General features: G+C 63.4%; 20 protein-coding genes. 9 read left to right on the top strand and 11 right to left on the bottom strand.

Annotated features, from left to right (window positions below):
- Nucleotides 1-38: 38 nt before the first annotated feature.
- Both sucD and sucC read right to left on the bottom strand, forming a co-directional pair.
- Nucleotides 39-911 (bottom strand): succinate--CoA ligase subunit alpha, encoded by an 873-nt coding sequence (gene sucD / locus OCJ37_RS05215; protein WP_263112627.1) that lies wholly within the window; start codon nucleotides 909-911, stop codon nucleotides 39-41.
- Between the two features lie 23 nt (nucleotides 912-934).
- Nucleotides 935-2098: an ADP-forming succinate--CoA ligase subunit beta gene (sucC, locus tag OCJ37_RS05210; protein WP_263112626.1), complete on the bottom strand. Its 1164-nt coding sequence runs from the start codon at nucleotides 2096-2098 to the stop codon at nucleotides 935-937.
- A gap of 284 nt (nucleotides 2099-2382) precedes the next feature.
- Here sucC and OCJ37_RS05205 point away from each other — a divergent pair, with 284 nt between their 5' ends.
- On the top strand, nucleotides 2383-3996 hold the full coding sequence (locus OCJ37_RS05205; protein ID WP_263112625.1) for a sensor histidine kinase: 1614 nt from the start codon (nucleotides 2383-2385) through the stop codon (nucleotides 3994-3996).
- A 75-nt stretch (nucleotides 3997-4071) separates the two neighbouring features.
- Entirely contained in the window at nucleotides 4072-5460 is a 1389-nt protein-coding gene (locus tag OCJ37_RS05200) for a sigma-54-dependent transcriptional regulator (protein WP_263112624.1), read from the top strand.
- Nucleotides 5461-5614: 154 nt separating this feature from the next.
- Here the strand turns inward: OCJ37_RS05200 and pilB are convergent, their stop codons facing one another.
- Nucleotides 5615-7354 carry a type IV-A pilus assembly ATPase PilB gene (gene pilB / locus OCJ37_RS05195; RefSeq protein WP_263112623.1) on the bottom strand — a complete coding sequence of 580 codons (1740 nt, stop codon included), beginning with the start codon at nucleotides 7352-7354 and terminating at the stop codon, nucleotides 5615-5617.
- A 152-nt stretch (nucleotides 7355-7506) separates the two neighbouring features.
- On the opposite strand from pilB, the gene OCJ37_RS05190 reads away from it, so the two are divergent.
- The 3 genes from OCJ37_RS05190 to OCJ37_RS05180 are packed head-to-tail and all read left to right on the top strand — an operon-like array spanning nucleotide 7507 to nucleotide 10866.
- A complete protein-coding gene (locus OCJ37_RS05190; RefSeq protein ID WP_263112622.1) occupies nucleotides 7507-8364 on the top strand; it encodes a glycosyltransferase family 2 protein in 858 nt (285 codons plus the stop codon).
- 22 nt (nucleotides 8365-8386) lie between these two features.
- A complete protein-coding gene (locus OCJ37_RS05185) occupies nucleotides 8387-9589 on the top strand; it encodes a glycosyltransferase (RefSeq protein ID WP_263112621.1) in 1203 nt (400 codons plus the stop codon).
- Complete coding sequence (locus OCJ37_RS05180; RefSeq protein ID WP_263112620.1) at nucleotides 9586-10866, top strand: oligosaccharide flippase family protein; 1281 nt, start codon at nucleotides 9586-9588, stop codon at nucleotides 10864-10866. Before OCJ37_RS05185 ends, OCJ37_RS05180 begins: the two co-directional genes overlap by 4 nt.
- Here OCJ37_RS05180 and OCJ37_RS05175 read toward each other — a convergent pair.
- Nucleotides 10811-11974: a glycosyltransferase gene (locus OCJ37_RS05175; protein ID WP_263112619.1), complete on the bottom strand. Its 1164-nt coding sequence runs from the start codon at nucleotides 11972-11974 to the stop codon at nucleotides 10811-10813. The genes OCJ37_RS05180 and OCJ37_RS05175 overlap by 56 nt on opposite strands.
- Nucleotides 11971-12846 (bottom strand): FkbM family methyltransferase, encoded by an 876-nt coding sequence (locus OCJ37_RS05170; RefSeq protein ID WP_263112618.1) that lies wholly within the window; start codon nucleotides 12844-12846, stop codon nucleotides 11971-11973. Before OCJ37_RS05170 ends, OCJ37_RS05175 begins: the two co-directional genes overlap by 4 nt.
- Before the next feature lie 400 nt (nucleotides 12847-13246).
- Between OCJ37_RS05170 and OCJ37_RS05165 the strand changes: the two genes are divergently transcribed.
- Nucleotides 13247-14365, top strand: a complete 1119-nt coding sequence (locus OCJ37_RS05165; RefSeq protein WP_263112617.1) for a glycosyltransferase family 4 protein — start codon at nucleotides 13247-13249, stop codon at nucleotides 14363-14365.
- Nucleotides 14366-14448: 83 nt separating this feature from the next.
- On the opposite strand, the gene OCJ37_RS05160 is transcribed toward OCJ37_RS05165, so the two are convergent.
- From OCJ37_RS05160 to OCJ37_RS05145, 3 genes are read right to left on the bottom strand one after another with little or no spacing between them, the layout of a single operon-like run.
- Nucleotides 14449-16263 (bottom strand): hypothetical protein, encoded by a 1815-nt coding sequence (locus OCJ37_RS05160; protein ID WP_263112616.1) that lies wholly within the window; start codon nucleotides 16261-16263, stop codon nucleotides 14449-14451.
- Nucleotides 16264-16321: 58 nt separating this feature from the next.
- Complete coding sequence (locus OCJ37_RS20995; protein ID WP_317633216.1) at nucleotides 16322-16795, bottom strand: pilin; 474 nt, start codon at nucleotides 16793-16795, stop codon at nucleotides 16322-16324.
- A 56-nt stretch (nucleotides 16796-16851) separates the two neighbouring features.
- Nucleotides 16852-17247, bottom strand: coding sequence for a pilin (locus OCJ37_RS05145; RefSeq protein ID WP_263112615.1), 396 nt, complete (start codon nucleotides 17245-17247; stop codon nucleotides 16852-16854).
- Nucleotides 17248-17631: 384 nt separating this feature from the next.
- Here OCJ37_RS05145 and OCJ37_RS05140 point away from each other — a divergent pair, with 384 nt between their 5' ends.
- From OCJ37_RS05140 to coaE, 3 genes are read left to right on the top strand one after another with little or no spacing between them, the layout of a single operon-like run.
- The gene (locus OCJ37_RS05140) at nucleotides 17632-18891 is read left to right on the top strand and encodes a type II secretion system F family protein (protein WP_263112614.1); all 1260 of its coding nucleotides are present in this window, start codon (nucleotides 17632-17634) and stop codon (nucleotides 18889-18891) included.
- Between the two features lie 6 nt (nucleotides 18892-18897).
- The gene (locus OCJ37_RS05135; RefSeq protein ID WP_263112613.1) at nucleotides 18898-19761 is read left to right on the top strand and encodes a prepilin peptidase; all 864 of its coding nucleotides are present in this window, start codon (nucleotides 18898-18900) and stop codon (nucleotides 19759-19761) included.
- A 13-nt stretch (nucleotides 19762-19774) separates the two neighbouring features.
- Nucleotides 19775-20395 (top strand): dephospho-CoA kinase, encoded by a 621-nt coding sequence (coaE, locus tag OCJ37_RS05130; RefSeq protein WP_263112612.1) that lies wholly within the window; start codon nucleotides 19775-19777, stop codon nucleotides 20393-20395.
- A gap of 118 nt (nucleotides 20396-20513) precedes the next feature.
- On the opposite strand, the gene OCJ37_RS05125 is transcribed toward coaE, so the two are convergent.
- Genes OCJ37_RS05125 through OCJ37_RS05115 form a run of 3 tightly spaced genes read right to left on the bottom strand, consistent with a single transcriptional unit; the run spans nucleotide 20514 to nucleotide 22991 of the window.
- Nucleotides 20514-21848 carry a sensor histidine kinase gene (locus OCJ37_RS05125; protein WP_263112611.1) on the bottom strand — a complete coding sequence of 445 codons (1335 nt, stop codon included), beginning with the start codon at nucleotides 21846-21848 and terminating at the stop codon, nucleotides 20514-20516.
- Nucleotides 21841-22518, bottom strand: a complete 678-nt coding sequence (locus OCJ37_RS05120) for a response regulator transcription factor (protein WP_263113589.1) — start codon at nucleotides 22516-22518, stop codon at nucleotides 21841-21843. The genes OCJ37_RS05125 and OCJ37_RS05120 overlap by 8 nt, the downstream gene beginning before the upstream one ends.
- Nucleotides 22519-22532: 14 nt before the next feature.
- A complete protein-coding gene (locus OCJ37_RS05115; protein WP_263112610.1) occupies nucleotides 22533-22991 on the bottom strand; it encodes a hypothetical protein in 459 nt (152 codons plus the stop codon).
- Between the last annotated feature and the right edge of the window lie 188 nt (nucleotides 22992-23179).

Genomic DNA, 23179 nt, shown 5'->3' with positions numbered 1-23179 from the left:
GAGGGCGGGCCTTCTGACTGCACCATCCAGACTTCGAATTACTTCACCAGTGCCGCGATCGCCGCACCCAGGTCGCCCGGCGAGCGGACGGTCTTGACGCCGGCCGCTTCCATCGCCGCGAACTTGCCGGCGGCGGTGCCCGCGCCGCCCGAGGCGATCGCGCCGGCGTGGCCCATGCGCTTGCCCGGAGGGGCCGAGGCGCCGGCGATGAAGCCCACCACCGGCTTCTTGACGTGGGCCTTGATGTACTCGGCGCCGGCTTCCTCGGCGTCGCCGCCGATCTCGCCGACCATGATGATGCCCAGGGTCTGCGGGTCTTCGTTGAACAGCTTGAGGCAGTCGACGAAGTTCAGGCCGTTGATCGGGTCGCCGCCGATGCCGATGACGGTGGACTGGCCCAGGCCGGCCGCGGTGGTCTGCTTGACCGCTTCATAGGTCAGCGTGCCCGAGCGCGACACGATGCCGATCTTGCCCGGCATGTGGATGTGGCCCGGCATGATGCCGATCTTGCACTCGCCCGGGGTGATGACGCCGGGGCAGTTCGGACCGACCAGGGTCACGTCCGGGTGCGACTTCAGCACGTTCTTGACGCGCAGCATGTCCAGCACCGGGATGCCCTCGGTGATGCAGATGATGACCTTGATGCCGGCCGCGGCCGCTTCCAGGATCGCATCGGCCGCGAACGGCGGCGGCACGTAGATCACCGACGCGTCGGCGCCGGTGGCTTCGACCGCTTCGCGCACGGTGTTGAACACCGGCAGGTCGATGTGCTTGGTGCCGCCCTTGCCCGGGGTCACGCCGCCGACGACCTGGGTGCCGTACTCGACCATCTGGGTCGCGTGGAAAGTGCCCTGCTGGCCGGTGAAGCCCTGCACGATGACTTTCGTGTTCTTGTTGATCAAAACAGACATGAATTCTTCCTAGTCTCGTGGGTTCAGGCAGCGACGGCTGCGACGGCCTTCTTGGCGCCATCGTTGATGTCGTCGGCCGGGGTGATCGCCAGGCCGGATTCGGCCAGCAGCTTCTTGCCCGCCTCGACGTTGGTGCCTTCCAGACGCACCACCACCGGCACCTTGACGTCCACTTCCTTGACCGCGGCGATGATGCCCTCGGCGATCATGTCGCAGCGGACGATGCCGCCGAAGATGTTGACGAAGATCGCCTTGACCTTGTCCGAGGACAGGATCAGCTTGAACGCCTCGGTCACGCGCTCCTTGGTGGCGCCGCCGCCGACGTCCAGGAAGTTGGCCGGCGAACCGCCGTTGAGCGCGATCACGTCCATGGTGGCCATCGCCAGGCCGGCGCCGTTGACCATGCAGCCGATGTTGCCGTCCATGGTCACGTAGTTCAGGTCGTACTCGCTGGCGCGCACTTCGGCCTCGTCTTCCTGGGTCTTGTCGCGCATGGCGGCCAGATCCTTGTGGCGGAAGGTGGCGTTGTCGTCGGAGTTGACCTTGCCGTCGAGCGCGTACAGGTCGCCGCTGTCCAGGATCGCCAGCGGATTCAGTTCGACCAGCGCCAGGTCCTTTTCGTTGAACAGGGTGTACAGGCCGCCCATGATCTTGGCCAGCTGGTTGGCCTGCTTGGCGTTGAGGCCGAGCTTGAAGCCGATCTCGCGCGCCTGGTACGGCTGCAGGCCTTCGACGAAGTCGACGTTGAGGGTCTGGATCTTCTCCGGGGTCTCGGCCGCGACCTGCTCGATGTCCACGCCGCCTTCCGAAGAGGCGATGTAGGTGATCGACTGGGTGCCGCGATCGACCAGCACCGACAGGTACAGTTCCTTGGCGATCTCGCCGGCCTCGGTGACCAGCACCAGGCCGATCGGCAGGGCCACGCCAGCGGACTGGTAGGTCTCCATCGAGGTGCCGAGCATCTTGGCCGCAGCGGCCTTGACGTCGTCGGTGGTCTTGCAGAACTTCACGCCGCCGGCCTTGCCGCGGCCGCCCGCGTGGATCTGGGCCTTGACCATCCAGGGGCCATTGCCCAGGGCATTGGCCGCTTCGACGGCTTCTTCGGGCGTGGACGCGACGCGTCCGGCCGGGACCGGGATGCCGTAATCGGCAAACAGTTGTTTCGCCTGGTATTCGTGGAAATTCATGCGTCACCGTGGGAAGAGGAACGACCGTCCCGCAGCGATCCGGGCCTTTCATGGCGGCCGGAAGGGTACGGACGGGCCGCATATTGTCGCCGACCCTGGGCGGCGGCGCAAAAGCGCAGGTCCGGCCCTTCGGGGAAGCGAGCCCCGGACCGGCCCGCGCCCCGCCAACCCGCCCTCGGCGGGCGGTCGCCGCAGCCGCCACCACCGCCCCGACTGCCCCTGCCATCGCATTCCCCGGCGCGACGCCTATACTCGCGCCGTCCGTCGCCTGGCTGGAGTCCGGCTTGCCCACAAGCGCTTCGCTCATCGACCGCCTCGAGTCCATCCCCCGCCGCGAACTGTATTTCTTCGCGCTGTACCGGGTGCTGGTGGCCGGGCTGATCGCGGCCCTGGTGTTCAGCCCGTTGAGCGTGCTGATCGGCGAACCGCGGTTCCCGCAACTGGCGGTCGGGCTGGCCGGCGCCTACCTGGTGGTGGCGCTGGTGCTGCTGCTGTGGGGCCGCAACGAGCGCCACCTGACCCCGATCGTGTGCTGCAGCGCGACCGCGGACATCGCCGCGGCCACCCTGGCCGCGCACGCGCTGCCGGCCGCCAGCGCCGGCATCGCGATGATGCTGCTGTTCAACGTCGCCGCCGCGGCGATGCTGCTGCGGCTGCGCTACGGCTTCGGCGTCGCCCTGACCGCGGCGGCGGCGACCCTGCTGGAGTACCTGTGGACCTCGCTGGACGGCGGCGACAGCACCCGCAGCCTGGCCGAACTGGCGATGTTCGCCACCAGCTATCTGGCCGTGGCCTACATCTGCTACCAGATCGGGCAGCGCGCGCGCAGCAGCCAGTCGCTGGCCGAACAACGCGGCGCGGAAGTCGCCAATCTCTACGAAATCAACGAGTTGATCATCCGCCGCATGCGCACCGGGGTGCTGGTGGTGGACGCGCAGAACCGCGTCACCCTGGCCAACGAGGCGGCCTCGGCGCTGCTCGGCGACGCCGACGGCAACAGCGCCAGCGGCCGCCTGGACCTGCTCAGCGCCGCGCCCGAACTGGCCCGGCGCCTGCAGCGCTGGCGCAACGGCTGGAACCAGGAAGAGACGCCGCTGCAGCTGTCCCCGGACCAGCCGGAGGTGCAGCCGCGCTTCGCCCGGCTGCTGGTGGAAGGCGACCTGACCCTGGTGTTCCTGGACGATGCGACGGTGGTGTCGCGCCGCGCCGAGTCGCTGACCCTGTCGGCGCTGGGCCGCTTCTCGGCCAGCCTGGCGCACGAGATCCGCAACCCGCTGGCCGCCATCAACTACGCCTCGCAGTTGCTGGAGGAGTCGCCGGGGATCGGCGATGCCGACCGCCGCCTGCTGCAGATCATCCACATGCAGTGCCAGCGCACCAACGGCATCGTCGAGAGCGTGCTGGGGCTGGCGCGACGCGAGCGTTCCAATCCGGAGAACCTGGACCTGGGCGTGTTCGTGCGCCGCTTCGTGCTGGAATACCAGCAGACCATGTCGATCGAGACCGACAGCCTGGAGGCCATCGGCGCGCCGAAGCCGGTGCACGCGCTGGTCGATCCCAAGCACCTGCACCAGATCCTCAGCGCACTGGTGCACAACGCACTCAAGTATGGACGGGTGATGGAGGAGCCGGCGCGGGTGCGGCTGCGCGTGGCGGTGCAGGAGCGCAACGCGATCGTCGATGTGATGGACCGCGGCCCCGGCATCCCCGAGGCGGTGGCCGCGCAGCTGTTCCGGCCGTTCTTCACCACCTCCGAGCACGGCACCGGGCTGGGCCTGTACATCGCCCGCGAGCTGTGCCGGGCCAACCAGGCGCGGCTGGAGTACGTGCCGGTGCCGGCCGGCGGCGCCTGCTTCCGCGTGGTCCTGCCCGGCCCGCACACCATGCTCGCGAACTGAGCACCACCGCACCGCCCCCGCTGCCGCGTCGATAAATTGGCGCTTCCCCCCGGACCTGGGCTATCTTTTCCCCACATGAACGAAACCCGAAGCGCCCTTGTCGTCGATGACGAACGCGACATCCGCGAACTGCTGGTGCTGACCCTGGGCCGGATGGGGCTGCGCATCAGCACCGCCGCCAATCTCGCCGAAGCCCGCGAACTGCTGGCCAGCAACCCCTACGACCTGTGCATCACCGACATGCGCCTGCCCGACGGCAACGGCATCGAGCTGGTCAGCGAGATCGCCCGCCACTACCCGCGCACGCCGGTGGCGATGATCACCGCGTTCGGCAGCATGGACCTGGCGGTGGAAGCGCTGAAGGCCGGCGCCTTCGACTTCGTCAGCAAGCCGGTGGACATCCACGTGCTGCGCGGCCTGGTCAAGCATGCCCTGGAACTCAACAACGCCGAGCGCGCCGCGCCGCCGCCGGCGCCGCCGGAGCAGGCCAGCCGCCTGCTCGGCGCCTCGACCGCGATGGACGCGCTGCGCGCCACCATCGCCAAGGTCGCGCGCAGCCAGGCGCCGGTCTACATCCTCGGCGAGTCCGGGGTCGGCAAGGAACTGGTCGCGCGCACCATCCACGAGCAGGGCGCGCGCGCGGCCGGGCCGTTCGTGCCGGTCAATTGCGGCGCGATCCCGGCCGAACTGATGGAAAGCGAGTTCTTCGGCCACAAGAAGGGCAGCTTCACCGGCGCGCATGCCGACCAGGCCGGCCTGTTCCAGGCTGCGCACGGCGGCACCCTGTTCCTGGACGAAGTGGCCGAGCTGCCGCTGCCGATGCAGGTCAAGCTGCTGCGCGCGATCCAGGAGAAATCGGTGCGCCCGGTCGGCGCCGCCACCGAGGTCCCGACCGACGTGCGCATCCTGTCGGCCACCCACAAGGACCTGGCCGACCTGGTCGCCGACGGCCGCTTCCGCCACGACCTGTACTACCGCATCAACGTGATCGAACTGCGCGTGCCGCCGCTGCGCGAGCGCGGCGGCGACCTGCCGCAACTGGCCGCGGCGATCCTGGCGCGGCTGGCCAAGAGCCATGGCCGGATCACTCCGCTGCTGTCGCCCTCGGCGCTGGACGCCCTGAACCGCTACGCCTTCCCCGGCAACGTGCGCGAACTGGAGAACATCCTCGAACGCGCCCTGGCGATGGCCGAGGACGACCAGATCAGCGCCGCCGACCTGCACCTGCCGCAGCCCGGCAACAGCGCCCGCGCCGCGGCCGAAGCCGCCCCCGCGCTGCCGCCCGGCGTAGTCGACATCGACCCCACCTCCTCCGCCCTGCCCTCCTACATCGAGCAGCTCGAGCGCGCCGCGATCCAGAAGGCGCTGGAAGAGAACCGCTGGAACAAGACTCGCACCGCAGCGCAGTTGGGCATCACCTTCCGCGCGCTGCGCTACAAGCTCAAGAAGCTGGGGATGGAGTAGAAGCGCCGGGATTGGGGAGTTGGGATTGGGGATTCGTAGAGCAGCCACTCCCACTTTCCGAATCCGGCCAAACCAGAAGCCGGATCAAGGTGCGGCAGAAGCCGCCGCTCCGCTTTTGCGAATCCCCAATCCCGAATCCCGAATCCCGGCCCCATCAGTCCTTGGTGACGCGATTGATCTCGGCCAGGCTGGTGATGCCGTTGCGGGCCTTGAGCAGCGCCGACTGGCGCAGGTCCTTGACTCCGATCTTCTGCGCCGCCTCGGCGATCTCCATCGCATTGCCGCCCTGCAGCACGATCGCGGCGATCTCGTCGTTCATCGGCATCACCTGGTAGATGCCGGTGCGGCCCTTGTAGCCCTCGGTGCACTCGTCGCAGCCCACGGCCTCGTACAGTTGGATGCCGGCGGCGACCTCGGCCTCGGTGAAGCCTTCCTTCAACAGCGCGTTCTCCGGCATGGCCGGGGCCAGGCGCTTGCAGTTGTTGCACAGCCGCCGCGCCAGGCGCTGCGCGATCACCAGCGTCACCGAGCTGGTGATGTTGTACGGCGCGATGCCCATGTTCATCAGGCGCGCGATGGTCTGCGGCGCATCGTTGGTGTGCAGCGTGGACAGCACCATATGGCCGGTCTGCGCCGCCTTGATCGCGATCTCGGCGGTTTCCAGGTCGCGGATTTCGCCGACCATGATGATGTCCGGATCCTGGCGCAGGAACGAACGCAGCGCCGCGGCGAAGGTCATGCCGCGCTTGTTGTTCTGCTGCACCTGGTTCACGCCGGGCAGGCGGATTTCGACCGGATCCTCGGCGGTGGAGATGTTGCGGGTGTCGTCGTTGAGGATGCCCAGCGCGGTGTACAGCGACACCGTCTTGCCCGAACCGGTCGGGCCGGTCACCAGCACCATGCCGTAGGGCTTGTGGATCGCGTCCAGGAACAGCTTCTGCTGCTCCGGCTCGTAGCCCAGCTTGTCGATGCCCAGCTTGGCCGCGCTGCCATCGAGGATACGCAGCACGATCTTCTCGCCGAACAGCGTCGGCAGCGTGCTGACGCGGAAGTCGATCTGCTTGCTCTTGGACAGGTTGAGCTTGATGCGCCCGTCCTGCGGCACCCGCTTCTCGGCGATGTCCAGCTGCGACATCACCTTCAACCGCGCCGCGATGCGCTGGTTGAGCTTGACCGGCGCCTTGGCCACGCTCTTGAGCAGGCCGTCGATGCGCAGGCGCACCCGGTAGTCGTCCTCGTACGGTTCGAAATGGATGTCCGAGGCGCCGCGGCGGATCGCATCGACCAGCACCTTGTTCACGAACTTGACCACGGGCGTATCGTCGCCCTTGGCATCCACGCCGGTATCGCCGCCGCTGCCCATGTCCTCGTCGCCGGCCCCGACCTCGAGGTTGTCCATGCCCTCGTCGTCGCCGCCCAGGCTGTTCCCGATCGCATCGTTGCTCGCCTGCCACTGCTCCAGCGTGCGCCGGATCTGGTCCTCGTCGACCAGGATCGGCTCGACGGTCAGATTGGTATGGAACTTGATGTCGTCCAGCGCCCGGGTCTGGGTCGGGTTGCTGATGCCGACGAACAGGCGGTTGCCACGCTTGAACAGCGGCAGCACCTGGTGCTTCTGCAACAGCTCCTCGCTGACCAGCTTCATGGCGTTCTGGCTGGCGTCGAACACCGAGACATCCAGCAACGGCATCCCGAACTCCACCGCATTGGCGGCGGCCAGCTGCGCCGCGGTGACCAGCTTCTTCTCCGAGAACCATTGCGGCAGCGGGATCTTGGCTTCGGCGGCATGCGCCATCGCGGTCCGCGCGACCGCTTCTTCGACCGCGCCATCCTGAACCAGGCGGCGCGCGATACCGGTGATGCCAACCAGGTTGGCCGAGACAGCTGCGTTCATGGAAAAGCCCCCGTTCTTGCGGACCTAAGATACTGCAAATCCCGTGCAACCGCCCCGCTCAGCGGCGAGCAGCCGGGCGGCATGGCGGGGCGCGCCGAGTATCCGGCCGCGACTGGGATTACCATAGCGGATGGGGAACTAGGGGTCGACCTTTGGACAAGATCAGCATCATCCTACCAGCCAAGAACGAGGTGGCCGGCCTGTCGCGCACGCTGCCCCGGCTGCGTGAGGAAATGCCGGATGCCGAGATCATCGTGGTCGACGACGGCTCGACCGACGCGACCGCCCAGGTTGCGCGCGACCAGGGCGCCCGGGTCATCGGCAGCCCCTACTCGATGGGCAATGGCGCGGCGATCAAGCGCGGCGCGCGCGCCGCGAGCGGCGACATCCTCGTGTTCATGGACGCCGACGGACAGCACGACCCTGGCGACATCCAGAAGCTGCTGACCAAGCTTGGCCAAGGCTACGACATGGTGGTCGGCGCGCGCGACAGCAGCGGCCAGGCCAGCGTGCACCGCGGCCTCGCCAACCGCTTCTACAACTGGCTGGCGAGCCGCATGACCGGCTTCGAGGTGAAGGACCTCACCTCCGGCTTCCGTGCCGTGCGCGCGGACAGGTTCCGCGAGTTCCTGCACCTGCTCCCCAACGGCTTCAGCTACCCCACCACCAGCACCATGGCCTTCTTCCGCAGCGCCTACCCCGTGGCCTATGTGCCGATCCCGGTCGCCAGGCGCGTCGGCAACGGCAGCCATATCCGCCCGATGAAGGACGGCATCCGTTTCCTGCTGATCATCTTCAAGATCGCCACCCTGTACTCGCCGCTGAAGCTGTTCGTGCCGGTGTCAATGGCGTTCTTCGCCCTCGGGCTCGCCTACTACGGCTACACCTTCGCGACGATGCATCGTTTCACCAACATGAGCACGCTGCTGTTCAGCGCATCGGTGATCATCTTCCTGATCGGATTGATCTCGGAGCAGATCACCAACCTGACCTACCGGCGCGACGCCTGAGCGCGCGCGGGCGAGCAGCGACATGACCAAGCCAACGCTCTTGGTGCTGACGTCCACCTATCCCCGTTGGCGCGACGACCCAGAGCCTGGCTTCGTGCATGAACTGTCCAGACGCTTGACCGACCGGTTCCGCGTCGTGGTGATCTGTCCCCATGCCAGCGGCGCGCTAGAACGCGAACTGATGGATTCCGTCGAAATCCATCGTTACCGCTATGCGCCGCAGCGCTGGGAGACGCTGGTGAACGATGGGGGAATGGTCGCAAACGTGAGGCGCCATCCCTGGAAGGCACTACTGCTCCCAGGGTTTTTCCTCGGCCAACTGGTCGCCGGCTATCGGACGCTTCGCACGTGCCGGCCCGCCATCATCCACGCGCACTGGCTGATCCCGCAGGGGCTGGCAGCCACTGCGCTGACGATCGTGGCGCCGTCCCTGCCGTTTCTGGTCACCTCGCATGGTGCGGACCTGTTTGCGCTGAAGGCGTGGCCGTTCCGCGCGATCAAGCGCATGGTGATCCGGCGATCGGCGCGTCTCGCCGTTGTCAGCGAAGGCATGCTGGCGCAGGTGGCCGACCTGGGTACGGACATGTCCAAAGTGGTGGTGGAGCCGATGGGGACGGATCTTTCCGGCAGGTTCTTTCCCGACCCCGCAGTGCCCCGGTCGCGCACGGAAATACTGTTCGTCGGCAGGCTCGTGGAAAAAAAGGGCCTACGGTTCCTGATCGCTGCAATGCACGCGATCCGGGCCGCCGTCCCCGGTGCCACGTTGACAGTTGCCGGATTCGGGCCCGAACTGGAGATGCGCAAGGAACAGGTCCGCAACCTGGGATTGCAGGACACCATTCGCTTCCTTGGCGCAGTCCCCCAGTCGGAGCTTCCCTCCCTCTACCGCCGCGCCGCCTTGTTCGTCGCCCCGTTTGTCGAGGCAAAAAGCGGCGATCAAGATGGCCTTGGACTCGTGCTGATAGAAGCGCTGGGCTGCGGCTGCCCAGTGGTCGTATCGGACATCCCTGCAGTGCGGCGCTTGGCCGAAACGTGTAGCGGGCTACGTACGGTGATACCGGGCAACACGGAAGCGCTCGCCGAGGCGATTACCCGCATGATGCTCTCGCCGCGCCCCGCCGATCCAGCCGACGTACGTCGCTTTGACTGGGACAGCCGCGCTGGCGCATATGCCAAGTTGCTAGGTGGCTTGGCCGAAAAGCGCAAAGACGCATCGATGGCATGAGCAAAAGCACTCGATTGCCAAAACTCGGCTGGCTGGCGAGAAACACGATTGGCACGACGCTCTGGCATGCCTCGCGCGTCGGCAGCCAACTCGTGTGGGTATTGCTGCTCGCGCGCGTTCTCGGAGCATCCGGATACGGCAGCTACTCCGGCATCGCGGGGCTTGCCGTCGCACTGGGAGGCTTTGCCGGCTTCGGCCTGGGCCTGCGCATGTACCAGGACACAGCGCGTGATCCAACCTTGTTTGCAACCAGATGGCATCAGGCAAGCCGTGCGCTGGTGTGGAGCACCCCCGCCCTTCTGCTTTTGTACGTCGTGCTGGCAAGCCTCATGTTCGAGCATCCGCAAACATGGATGCTACTGGGTGTTGGCCTATCGGAAATCCTGTTCGCACCGATCATCGCGCAGGTTGCCGCTGCGTACGCCGCACATGCGAAAGTCTTGCAAGCCGCGGCGATACCGGTGGCCGGCTCCGTGGCAAGAGTCGTTGCGGTCGTTGCCTTCTTGCTTTTCGAATCTGGTCAAGGGCTCGCTCTTTATGTGTGGCTGCATGTGGCCGCAATGGCGGTTTGCGCATTGTTATTGCGGCGCGCTTGCATGAATCGCCTGCTGAAAAGCGCTCCAAACTCCAACCTGGCTTGGAGCGATTTGAGGGAGGGGGCCGGGCTTTCCGGCATATGGGCAAGCACAATCGCGTGGAACTCCATGGACAAAACCTTTGCATTGCGATGGGGTGGCGATAGCGTGGCCGGCAACTTCACCGCAGCGCAGCGATTCACCGGCTTGGCAACGTTGCCAATCGAAGGCCTGATCGGAACCGCGTTGCCAAGGATGTTCAGGCACGGAGCCGGAATGAACGAGCACCCATCCATGATGCGAGCCCTGTTTGCCACCACGCTAGGCTACGGGATGATTGCAGGGTTAGCCCTTTACTTCGTTTCTGACGCCATCGTTGCATTGCTCGGGAGCCAATTCGAGTCTGCGACGCCGGTCGTGAAACTACTCGCGTGGTGCGCGCCCGTCAGTTGCATGCGAATCCTGCTAGCGCATTGGCTGCTCGCGCGGGGGGACGTTCGTGCCAGGGTGTTGCTGGAAACCATGGGACTTTTCGTACTGGCATGCACCATGTTCGTCCTGACACCCGAGCGCGGAGCGATAGGCTCCGCTTGGGCCTTGATCGCCGGAGAGTGCACACTGATGCTGCTATTTTCGGCTAGGCTGCTTACTTACCGGACGACCGCGTCCCAGCCGCCGAGCGCGCACCGATCCCCACGATGACGCGCTCATAGGCATCGACGGAACTTCGCTCGGAGAAATTGGCGGCTCGTCGCTTCAGCGCATCGGGGTCGACCCACAACCGACCATCGATGACGGCGATCAACGCTTCCGCCAATGCCTCGCTGTCACCACACGGCACCAACTGCCCATAGCGGCCATCCTCAAGTATTTCGCGCGGCCCATGACGACAATCCGTCGAAACGACCTGAGTGCCGCACGCCATAGCCTCCACAAGAACGTTTCCAAAGCCCTCGTAGTCGGAACACAAGACCAGAACGCTCGACTGGTAGATATACGGCAAGGGATCAACAACATAACCGATCGACTGACATCTGCTGCCTAGACCAGCTCGCATTGCAAGTTCCGACACTGCTCCCTCCTGGTCTCCCGCGCCCACCAGCAACAACCTCGCCCTTCTCGTAATGAGGATGCGAGCGAATGCCCGAAGAAGAACATCCAGGCGCTTTTCTGGAGAAAAGCGGCCAACGAAAATGATGGTGGGAACATCCCTGTCCGGCCACGGCCACTGCAAAGGCGCCTTGGCTCGTTGCTCCCAATCCGCGGTGACCACAGGGTTGTAAGCCACAAGCACCCTGCTCGGCAGCAACTTCAGTTCAGACTGCATGTCGCTCGCAACCGCTTCAGAGACGGCAATACATCTGTCCGCATGCGGAAACAACATCCGCATGGCGATCCTGAGCAGCTCAAGCTTCAAGCGCCGCCCCCCCATGGACCTGACCCGCGGCCCAGACAAAGATTGGTGCTGAGTCACCACTACATGGCTCGACCAACGCAAGAAAAATTTAAAAATGAGTACGAGGCAAGCAACATCATTTGAGGTGGTGACTACGACCCTGGGCCGTTCACGCCGCCATGCCCGCCAAAGACCCAAGGGGAACTCCCACGGACCGCGCGGAGCAATCTCCTGAAATGGGATGTCGCCAGCCAGCACGGCACTTTGCGCAGAAGACAACTTTCCGGCAATTAGCTTGACATCGTATCCGCGAGCACGCAGCCCATTGGCCAACGAAACCTGCACTCGCTCCAAGCCACCTCGATCCAAGCGACTTAACAAGAACCAGACGCTGGCGGACGAGGGCGCCGTCATTCCGAAACAACAACACTGCACAAGACATTTTGATATGGAGCAAGCGAATGGCGGTCGATCGTCCGCAGCGCGCCATTTGACTCGATGGCCTTGAATCCATATCCAAACTTGGCCAAGTAGTCGAGTATCTCTTCCTGATGGTAGCCCGCCTTCAGTGACGATTCGCGCTGAACCTCTACGATCAACATGGGTTTGTGCTTCTCCAGCAAGATCGCAGCGCCCTGCAGGCAGGGTAGTTCCGCACCCTCAATATCGATTTTGACCACGTCGACCGACGGCAACTGGGCTCCCTCCACATAAGCATCTAATGTCGAGATTTCGATTTCCTGCAATTCCCGATCATGCGCGCGACTTCCAAAAAGGCTCCCCAGCCCGTGATGCTCATCACCGGCGTCCCCCTGCCCGCAGGAAGAAAAAATTGGCGCGAAGCCGGACTGACTGGAAAGCCCCTTGCGCACTACGGTCACATTGCGCAACGCATTGCGGGAGACGTGATCGCACAGGCGGTCGGCCAGGGCATCGACCGGCTCGAACGAAACGACCCTTCCGGACTGTCCGACCCGCTTTGCCGCCACAAGCGTGATCTCTCCAATATTGGCGCCCACATCGATGAAGACCATACCCGGCTTAAGCAACCAGTCGAGTGTCGCCACGATGCCTTGGCTGTAATAGCCCATCCAGAAAATACGTCGTTGCATATGTTCTGTCAGCGAGAGATCCATGGACATGGTCCCATCGAAGTCGTCGACGCTGACTATGGCGCGATGATGGCGAAAAGCTCTCCTCATGATCGATTGAGGCACAACGAATCGCCCATCGAGTGAAAGCGCCTTCGCGAAAGCGCGCAAACGGAGGAGCGCGATGGAGTTCATGTTCGTGCCTTCAGTCAATGCATTATTTACAAGGTGTGACACACCACCTACAACAGACCGCTCCCATCATGGCGCCATGCTATCCAGGACGCTTGCACGATGCCTCGGACCATTGCTCGCCCCCTCTCTTGCCAAACAGCAGAGAAGCATTGTCCAGCTCTCGCTGCATCGCGTATCGCCTCTTCGCCGAGCGCATGCGACGATCAAGCGCCCATCTTCGCTCTCGCCCGACCGAGTTGGACTGAAGCGCCACTTGGGTGCGGACGTCGTTGTTCTTGGCGTATGCCAAGCGCACGCTATCAGCGCCCCCCCATTGCCGCTAATCTACGCCGTGTGGAGCGAGTCCACCAGAGGGCAGGCCTGGCTCGCCATTAGCTGTCCAGAGCATTGAGAACTCCTAGTGAAGACACTGGTACTGTGCAAGCGGCAATACACGGGCAAGGATCTCATCGACGACCGCTTCGGACGTTTGCATGAGCTCCCTCGCGAGCTATCCAGGCTGGGTCACTCGGTAAGGGTATGTGCCCTCAGCTATCGAAATCGCGGAGAGAACGCCATCGAGCAAACTGACGAGCTCGGTGTGCAGTGGCACTCGATCAATGCATTTCCCGATGGACTTTATCGCTACTCTCGCTGGCTCGACCAAGTGACTGCAGACTGGCGACCCAACGTGGTGTGGGCAAGCTCAGACATGATCCAAGCGCTTCTGGCAATGCGCTGGACGTCAACCAAAGGCATCCCCTGCCTCATAGATCTTTACGACAACTATGAAGCGTTCGGCCTTTCAAAAATACCGGGACTGGCTCGTGCGTTCCGCTCCGCCTGTCAAAAAGCGAATGGCCTCACGGTCGTAAGCGAAGCTTTGGCCGGCTACATTTCCAGCGAGTACCACACATCCGCCCCCATACATATCGTGGTAAATGGTGTGCAGGAAGGGATTTTCCATCCAATGCGCAAAACCGAAGCCCGGTCTGCGCTCTCCTTGCCTGCTGATGCCCGTATCATCGGCAGTGCCGGCTCACTGACCGCCGACCGTGGAATAGAGGATATGTTTGAAGCCTTCCTTCAACTTTCGCGCACGGACGAAAACATCTACCTGGCGCACGCTGGCCCTACCGACAACGTTGCGCGACGTTATCGCCATGAAAGGATATTTGACCTCGGCGTTTTGGACCAGATAAAGGTTCCCGGATTTTTAGCATCTTTGGACGTCGGCATTGTATGCAACAGAGACTCTGCATTCGGTCGCTATTGCTTCCCGCTCAAACTGCATGAAATGCTGGCGATGCGAATCCCCATAGTTGCAGCAGCGTTGGGCGATACACCCAAGACGCTTCGGAACGACAGCAGATACCTCTATCCACCTGGCGACAAAAAGTCGCTGGCAAGCCGGATCTCTAACCTTCTTGAAAGCCCGTCGTTACCGGACACGCAGGCCTCCACGTGGAGGGAATGCGCATTGAAGCTCGATTCCAGCCTCAGGAAAGCGTCCGGAAGCCGAAGCAGACAAATTCACTAGAGTGCCGAACATAGCTGAAGCAGTCACAGCTGCAATACATGACCATCCGGCTCATACCAAATTTTGAGCGAAAGATCTGTCAATCAAGGAAGTTTTATCGAATCAGCCAGTGACCGATCGCCCTCCGCTCTTAGCTGAAGCACTATCTTCGCCACCAAGGCAGCCCGCTCGGACCGCTTTGTCAATGCGATGGCGGCACGATACTCATGAAGCGCAACAGTGTCGTCGTGCAGATTCTTTCTGGCGAAATCCGCATAATAAATGTGAACATCCCTAATATCCGGGCGCCTATCGATAATGATGCCAGATAATTCACGGAGCCGCTCATCCGGAATATTCAAACCGGACATACGCTCCCCCATTAACGTGTAATACGCACTCAACTCCTGGGAGCCGATCGCGCGCGTTCTGAATTTGGCGAACAGCCTTTCCCACAACTGAGGATCAACCAGCTGGCCGGTCTTGTAGTTCACTAAAATAATGGCTTGCAGCGGTAGCGGCGAGGAAAGCGGAAGCTCGGCTGCATGGCTCAGCGAAGCCATCCCAAGCGCGAACGGCACGGACGCCGGATCGGCCCCAGAACGTTCAATGAAGAGAATGCCCATCTCATAGGAAGCACGCGGCGAATCAGGCGCATCATGCACGGCGCTGCTGGCAAGCACCAGCGGATTCCCCCAGACCAAACTACGGAATACTGTGGTGGTAGCCAAGCAGAGCAGAATGCCACTGGCAAAAAAAACAACGATTCGCGACGGCAATTTCTGCGCGCACCTCAACCCGATATCCACCAGGACCAGCACCACCCCCAAAAGCGCCAGATAGTTTCGGTGCTCGAACGCGTGTTCGAGTGGAATCACGCCGCTCGTCAAGGCATGTGCCGCAAAGAAGAAGTAGATACCCAACGACGACAATGGCGCGCTTTTCCGGAACAGGACAGCCGCAATGGCGAGCGCGACCAGCGACACCCCTCCCCAGAAGGTTGAGATAGGTGAAAACAGCGAGGTCGACTGATATAGCCCATCGTAATAAAAAATCAAATTTGACGGCGCCGGCCAAGCGATTTGCGTCAGGTACATCGGCAACACCCGAAGCTGCGTGTACAGTCGCTCCACCATGGTGAAATTTCGAGAAACGTATGCTGCGCCAGCATCGGGAACCAGCCAGAAAGCGTAGACTCCCGCCGTCACCAACAATCCCGCGCCATATAACCAGGCCAATATCCGGTGATTCCCGATCCTGGCTCCGGCGAACCGGAATACCGTCAACTCCATTCCGAATGAAAGCAGCGGCACCAATGCCGCAGTTTCCTTGCAGGTCAAGCCAAACGCAGCCACAACGGCGCTGACCGATACGAGCCGCCAGCCGCCATGCCGGCCTTCGATCTGCCGCATGCGTCCACGACAATAGAGGATCAGGGAAACAAAGATGCAGCTTGCAGCCATGAGCTCCATGCGTTGAACGACATAAAGCACTGCAGAGACCTGTATGGGATGAACACCCCACAAAGCCGCACCGAGCAATGCAGCAGCCCCGATGGAATTTTCACTGGCGGAAATCCACAACAGCGACAGGATAAGCCGCAGCAAATAGGCTACCAATAAGATATTGGCGACGTGCAGCAGGAGATTTCCGATCTTGAAGCCGATGGGATTCAGCCCATCCAGCCAATAATTGAAGGCAAAGCTCAAGGTCGCAAATGGACGCCCAATGGAACCCTCGTAAGCATGCAACGCATCACGGAAAGTACTTACTGTCCATTGCGTCACATGAATCTTTTGGTTGAAGACGATGTTGGTGAAGTCGTCGAACAAAAACCCGCCCGAGACACCTGGCGCCATTACCAGCGCACAGATCGTCGCGACCAGCAACGCCATCAACACAAAACGGCGATGCACCATTAGTGAACTTCACCTTTAAAACAACGGATTGCTCCAACAACCGAGCTTCGCTCACCGATCACGAGGCGATACATCCATTTGGCCGTATGACTGCAGCAACGCTGCTACGGCATTGCCAACCACCGTTGGCTCCGCGCTCAAGACTGATCGTCTCGCCTTGCGCGCCCGGTGCCCCACTGATGGTGCAGCTTATGGCAACGTTACTGCCACTGCCTGTTGGCGGAGCCACGGAGATGGAACTACATCGCACCGTCGATAATTGGAGACCGAGAGCGGCATTGGTGAACTCTGCGTCAGAAGCGCCCACGCTGCTGAGCTGCTCGTATGCGACTTTTCCGATACTTATTTCTTCCAGCGCAGACGCTGCCTGGGTCTTGGCGACATACCCTTGATAGATGGGAAAGGCGATCGCCGCAAGGACCGCGATGATCGCCACCACGATCATCAGCTCGATAAGGGAGAAGCCACGATTGGCTTGCATGTCAGCACGGCTTGTGGTGTAGGTAATTGAGTAATGTTCAGCAACATGCATGCCAAAAAGAACCCCGCATGAGCGGGGTTCCATGAACCAGTTACAGCGCGCGCTGATCAGCTGCAGCCAGCCGGCTTGTACTTGGCATCCAGCGCGCCGCCGCTGCAACTCCAGGTGCCGCCAGTGGTGCTGCGGGTCAGGGTGATGACCTTGCCTGCGATCTTGTTCGCATTGCCCTTGAGGGTGCAGGTGATCGAGTTAGCGGTGATGGCGATCGTGCAGCGGGCGGTGTTCGTGCTGAGACCAATGGCATCGGGCTGACTGAACGTGCTGCCCTCGTTCTTCAGCACTTCGAACTGCGTCTTGCCGGGGGTGATCTCGGCCAGGCCGGCAGTCGCCTGCGACTTGGCGACATAGTCCTGGTACATCGGCAGCGCAATGGCGGCCAGAATGGCGATGATCGCGACGACGATCATCAGTTCGATCAGGGTAAAGCCCTGCTGCTTCTTCATGGTGAATCCCCTAGAGATGGTGTGTAAGTTGGCAGACACTCGGCCCGCGGAGCTTGCTACCCCTCGAGCGCCGCGCGGCGGAGCGCCACGTGCGGGTGATACAAGCAGGCCGCGTGCCAACTTCCCCACGCGACCCTATGCTCCCCAGCCGCCATGATGCCCCATTGAATGCCGCCCAGCATGGGCAAAGAAAGGAATTGCGACGGGCTTTCCCCTCTGCCAGGATAGGTCACAAAGTGACGCAAAACGTCACCCCACTGAAACCTTGGCTGCCCTGTGGCTCGAGGCCAGTCTTGACCATTGACCGCTGGTGCCAGACGCCACGGAAACCGATACCATGCCGAGCATGTCCGCCTGGGGATGGCTGGACGGGGAGCACACCTGATGTCCGCAACTCGTAGCGCAGTACCCAAAGAGCCTGTCGCGCGCAACACCAGCCAGCAGCTGCCGTTCGTCTGGGAAGGGACGGACAAGCGCGGCGTCAAGATGAAGGGCGAGCAGACCGCCAAGAATGCCAACCTGTTGCGTGCGGAGCTGCGCCGCCAGGGCATTACGCCGTCGGTGGTCAAGCCCAAGCCCAAGCCGCTGTTCGGCGCCGCCGGCAGCAAGATCAGCCCCAAGGACATCGCCTTCTTCAGCCGCCAGATGGCGACCATGATGAAATCGGGCGTCCCCATCGTCGGGTCGCTGGAGATCATCGCCAGCGGGCACAAGAACCCGCGCATGAAGAAGATGGTGGACCAGATCCGCACCGACATCGAGGGCGGTTCATCGCTTTATGAGGCGATCAGCAAGCATCCTATCCAGTTCGACGAGCTCTACCGCAACCTGGTCAAGGCCGGCGAAGGCGCCGGCGTGCTGGAAACGGTGCTGGAAACGGTCGCGGCCTACAAGGAAAACATCGAGGCCTTGAAGGGCAAGATCAAGAAGGCCTTGTTCTACCCGGCCATGGTGGTGGCAGTCGCCCTGCTGGTCAGCTCGATCCTGCTGGTCTGGGTCGTGCCGCAGTTCGAAGAAGTGTTCAAGGGCTTTGGTGCCGACCTACCGGCGTTCACGCAAATGATCGTCGCCGCCTCTCGTTTCATGGTTTCCTATTGGTGGATACTGCTGATTGTGCTGCTAGGCAGCGTCATCGGCTTCATCTTTGCCTATAAGCGCTCGCCGTCGATGCAGCACGGCATGGACCGGCTGATCCTGAAGGTGCCGATCATCGGCCAGATCATGCACAACAGCTCCGTGGCGCGCTTCGCGCGAACACTTGCAGTGACTTTCCGTGCCGGCGTGCCATTGGTCGAGGCGCTGGACATCGTCGCTGGCGCCACCGGCAACAGTGTCTACGAGAAGGCCGTGCTGCGCATGCGCGACGACGTGTCGGTGGGCTATCCGGTCAACGTGGCGATGAAGCAGGCCAATCTGTTTCCGCACATGGTCATCCAGATGACCGCCATCGGCGAAGAGGCGGGTGCGCTGGATGCGATGCTGTTCAAGGTGGCCGAGTACTTCGAGCAGGAAGTGAACAATGCGGTGGATGCGCTGAGCAGCCTGATCGAACCGCTGATCATGGTGTTCATCGGCACCATCGTCGGCGGCATGGTCATCGGCATGTATCTGCCCATCTTCAAGCTGGCCTCCGTCGTTGGATAAGCATTAATGGCATTTCTCGATCAACACCCCGGCCTCGGCTTTCCCGCCGCGGCGGGGCTGGGTTTGCTGGTGGGCAGCTTCCTCAACGTGGTGATCCTGCGACTGCCGCGGCGCATGGAGTGGCAGTGGAAGCGCGATTCGCGCGAGATCCTGGAGCTGCCGGACATCTACGACCCGCCGCCGCCCGGGATCGTGGTCGAGCCGTCGCACTGTCCGCACTGCAAGCACAAGCTGTCCTGGTACGAGAACATCCCGTTGTTCAGTTGGCTGGCCTTGCGCGGCAAGTGCCGGCATTGCCATGCGCCGATCTCGATCCAGTACCCGCTGGTGGAGATGCTGACCAGCCTGCTGGTGGTCGCCAGCGTCTGGCGCTTCGGCTTCGGCTGGCAGGGATTCGGGGCGATCGTGTTCAGTTGCTTCCTGGTCGCGATGTCGGGCATCGACCTGCGCACCCGGCTGTTGCCGGACCAGCTGACCTTGCCGTTGATGTGGCTGGGCCTGGTCGGCAGCATGGACAATCTGTACATGCCGGCCAAGCCGGCGCTGCTCGGCGCGGCGGTCGGCTATGTGTCGCTGTGGTCGGTGTGGTGGCTGTTCAAGCAGATCACCGGCAAGGAAGGCATGGGCCATGGCGACTTCAAGCTGCTGGCGGCGATCGGCGCCTGGTGCGGACTGAAGGGCATCCTGCCGACCATCCTGATCTCCTCGCTGGTCGGCGCGGTGCTCGGCTCGATCTGGCTGGCGGCCAAGGGCCGCGACCGGGCCACGCCCATTCCGTTCGGCCCGTATCTGGCCATCGCCGGCTGGATCACGTTCTTCTGGGGCACGGAGATCATCGACACCTACATGCGCTGGTCCGGGCTGCGCTGAGCGGAGCGACGGCGTGAGTGATTTCATCGTCGGCCTGACCGGCGGCGTCGCCTCCGGCAAGAGCGAGTTGAGCCGCCGCTTCGAGGCCAAGGGCATCGTCGTCGCCGATGCCGACGTGGCCGCACGCGCGGTGGTCGCGCCCGGGCATCCGGCGCTGGCGCAGATCGTGGCCCGGTTCGGTACGCAGATCCTGCGCGAGGACGGCAATCTGGATCGCGCCGCGCTGCGCCAGCGCATCTTCGACGACCCGGTGGCGCGCCGCGACCTGGAGGCGATCACCCACCCCGCCATCCGCCTGCTGATGCAGCAGGCGTGCCGCGAGGCCGCCAGCCCCTATGCGGTTGCGGCGATCCCCTTGCTGACCGAAGTCGGCGCGCGCGCGGCGTATCCGTGGCTGGACCGGATCGTGGTGGTCGACGCGCCGGAGGCGATGCAGCATGCGCGCCTGATGCAGCGCGATGGCATCACCGCCGAGTTGGCGCAGCGGATGATCGCGGCGCAGGCCACGCGCGCGGCGCGATTGGCCATCGCCGACGATGTCGTGGTCAACGATGGCGATGCATCGCAGTTGCAGGACGCGGCGGATGCGCTGGATCGGCGATATCGTGCTTTGGCGGCGACGAAAGGCGCGTAACAGTCCGATCCGGCAATGCGCGCTCTTGTAGGAGCGGCTTCAGCCGCGACTGGATCTACCGGGAAAGCCCGTCGCGGCTGAAGCCGCTCCTACAGAATCCCGTGGATCATCAGCGCCGTCACGCCGCCCTGAACCACAACGTCGCCACCACGCCCTTGGAGGCGCCCGGGCGCACGTTGACCTGCCAGCCATACAGGTCGCACAGGCGGCTGACGATCGACAGGCCGATGCCGCCGCCCTGCGAGTGCCCGGCGTGGGTACCGCGGTAACCGCGCTGGAACAGCTTGGCGGCGTCTTCCTCGCTGAGGCCGGGGCCTGAGTCGATCACCTGCACCGCATCGCTCAGCACCCGCACCACCACCTGGCCTTCCTGGGTGTACTTGACCGCATTGCCGATCAGGTTGCCCAGCGCCACCGACAGCGCCGACTCCGGCGCGTCGATGGTCAGGTTGCGCTCGCCCTCCAGCAACAGCTGCAGCGGCTTGCCGCCGAGCTGCGCGCGGTGCGATTCGATCAGCTGCTCGGCGACCTTGGCCACGTTGCTGTTGCCCTGCCCGCGCTCGTTGCGCGACAGCAGCAGCAGCGAGCCGATCAGGTCGCTGCACTGCTGCTCGGCGCGCTGGATGCGCTGCAGGCGCTGCAGCACCTTGTCGTCGAGATTGGGCCGGGTCAGCAGCAGCTCGGTGGCGCCGCGGATCACCGCCAGCGGCGTGCGCAGTTCGTGGCTGACGTCGGCGTTGAACTCGCGGTCGCGTTGCACCACCTCGGTGAGCCGGGCCGAGTAGTCGTCCAGCGCCTCGGCCAGCTGCCCGACTTCGTCGTCGGGGAAATGTGGCGCCAGCGGCCTGGGGTCGCTACTGCCGCGATAGGCGCGCAGCCGCGCCGCCAGATCGGAGACCGGGCGCATCACCCGCGACGCCGACCACCAGCCGATCACCAGCGACAAGGCGCTGAACACCAGCACCGACAGGAACAGGGTGCGGTTGAGCTGCGTCTCGCCCTGGATGGTCTGGGTCATGTCGTAGGCGAGGAAGAACCACACGTCGGGCGTCTTGCGCACCGCGACCTTGTAGGAAAACGGCTTGCCCGATTCGTCGCGCCCGGAGACGGTGTGGATGCCGTCGGAGAAGTTGTACCACTCCGGCTGCTCGCGCTTGAGCGCCTCGAAGCGGTCGCTCTTGACCACCCGGCCGACCATCTGCTGCACCGGCAGGTCGGGGTTCTTTGACGGCGCGGAAAAGAACCGCCGCGCGTACTCGTCGATGTTGCGATTCATCACGTCTTCGACGAGCTGGTTCTCCACCCGCGCCCGCGCCCAGTTGGTCGCGAACGCGAACAGTGCCGTCAGGCCGAAGCCCAACAGCACGAAGGACAGGATGATGCGGCTGCGCAGGCGGCGGCGGTAGCGCCCGCGTCGCCGCACCGCACGCGGCAACTCCCCAGCTTCAGGCATCGGGCGCGGCGATGCGGTAGCCGATGCCGTGGCGGGTCTGGATCATATGCACGTCGAAGGGCTTGTCGACGACCGCGCGCAGGCCGTGGATGTGCACGCGCAGCGAATCCGAATCCGGCAGTTCCTCGCCCCAGACGCGGGTTTCCAGTTCCTGCCGGGTCACCACCGCCGGCGAGGCCTCCATCAGCGCCTGCAGGATCTTCAGCGCGGTCGGGTTGAGCTGCAGCAGCTTGCCCTGGCGCCGCACTTCCAGCGTGTCCAGGTTGTATTCCAGGTCGCCGGTCTCCAGCACCCGGGTGTGCACGCCCTTGCCGCGGCGCGACAGCGCATTGAGCCGCACTTCCACTTCCTGCAGCGCGAACGGCTTGATCAGGTAGTCGTCGGCGCCGGAATCGAAGCCTGCCAGCTTGTTGTCCAGCGAGTCGCGCGCGGTGAGCATCAGCACCGGGGTCTGCTTGCGCGCTTCGTTGCGCAGCTTGCGGCACACTTCGATGCCGTCCATGCCCGGCAGGTTGAGGTCGAGCACGATCGCATCGAATTCGTGCACCACCGCCAGGTGCAGGCCGGTGACGCCGTCGGCGGCGAAATCGACGGTATGCCCGCGGTCCTCGAGGTAGTCGCCCAGGTTGGCAGCGATGTCGCTGTTGTCTTCGATCACTAGAATTCGCACCAACATTTACCCCGTCAGTCGTACTTGCCAGTTGGATTGCGCCGCATCAGTTCCTGCGCATCCTCGTTGTCGCGGCGGCGTTCCGCCACGGTCTTGCATTGCGTCGTGGTGCGCAGCGATCCGATGACCGCTTCGCGCCTGCAGATCAGCCGGCTGTCCGACGATGCCTTGGTCAGCAGCGCATTGACCGTTTCCTGATCGTTGAACAACGCGACCTTGTCTTCCTCGCGCAGCGTATCCACGTCGGGATGGGCGTTCAGCACCGTCGCCATGCGCGACAGCGCGGCTTCCACCTTGCTGCGATTTTCCGCGCTGAGTTCGGAATAGGTCTTGCCGTCGTCCAACTGCTGGCGAATTGTACTGAGTTGCTGTGCGAACGATTTCTTCACGTTCATGGGCGCCTCACCTTTCGGCGCAGCGGCCGCGCTGCACGCGAGCGCCATCCCCAGCATCAAACCGATCACTTTCTTCATCCCTGTCCCCTAAGCGATTTGGTGGTGTGAATCACAATGTAGCCCCGCTGCGAACGGCGCCGCAAGCCGCATGCGCTGTGGCGGCGGCGAGCTGGCGACAGGCTGGTCAGCAGGGAACAAAAAGGCCCAAGCGGCAAGGCCGCTTGGGCCGAAAGATATATCCCGATTACCGTTCCTGCTGAGGAGGG

It is taken from the genome of Xanthomonas sp. AM6 (genome assembly GCF_025665335.1).
Lineage (GTDB): Bacteria > Pseudomonadota > Gammaproteobacteria > Xanthomonadales > Xanthomonadaceae > Xanthomonas_A.
Note: the sequence above shows the minus strand (reverse complement) of the source record. Positions and strands in the feature narration are given on the sequence as shown.